The 636-nt window shown below is 72.5% G+C and carries 1 protein-coding gene; it reads right to left on the minus strand.

The annotated features are described in order from the left end of the window. Positions 1-278: 278 nt before the first annotated feature. A partial coding sequence (locus tag G3I40_RS32565) for an FCD domain-containing protein (RefSeq protein ID WP_164306215.1) occupies positions 279-636 on the minus strand: 358 nt, incomplete at its 5' end.

The following is a 636-nucleotide window of genomic DNA, read 5'->3' on the forward strand; positions in this document are numbered from 1 at the left end:
CGCCGAGGCCGTGGACGTACCGGAGCCGAGGGCGGTCGCGGTGCCGGCCAGGACGGCGGAGGCCGCGAGCACCCCGCGGCGGGTCAGTCGGCCGGACGGGGGCGGGGCGGGCTCGACGCACATGAGGGCTCCTTGGGGGGAGGAGAGGCTTGGCCCGACTTTTTGTATACCAGCGAGAAAGCCGCGGCAAGACAGCCCCAGGAGAGATCCGCTGCGATGCGCGTTTTATGGGGAAAGTCCGACGAGAAAGCCCGGGAAGGGAACCGGCGGGAAGAGGGCTAGACGGTTTCGGTATACAAATCTGAGTCGCCGAAGAGCGAGCGCAGCGCCACCGCCCGGCTGTCCCTGACGTGCAGCAGCGCGCTCGCCGCCGCCGACTCCTCGTCGCCCCCGGCGATGTGCCGGAACATGTCCGCGTGCTGCGCCCGCATGTGCGCGGGCTCCTCGCGCATCCCGAACAGCAGCTGCAGCTGCCCGCTCAGCTGCTCCATCGTGCGGGCGAGCAGCGGATTGCCGCCCAGCGCCACGACCTCCTCGTGGAACGCCGTGTGCGCCGCCACCTCGCGCTGCCCCTCGTCGGCCGCGGCCGCCCGCTCGGCCCGCTCCAGGAGCTCCCGCAGCGCGGTCAGGCCCGGC

This window comes from Streptomyces sp. SID14478, assembly GCF_010548525.1.
GTDB lineage: Bacteria > Actinomycetota > Actinomycetes > Streptomycetales > Streptomycetaceae > Streptomyces.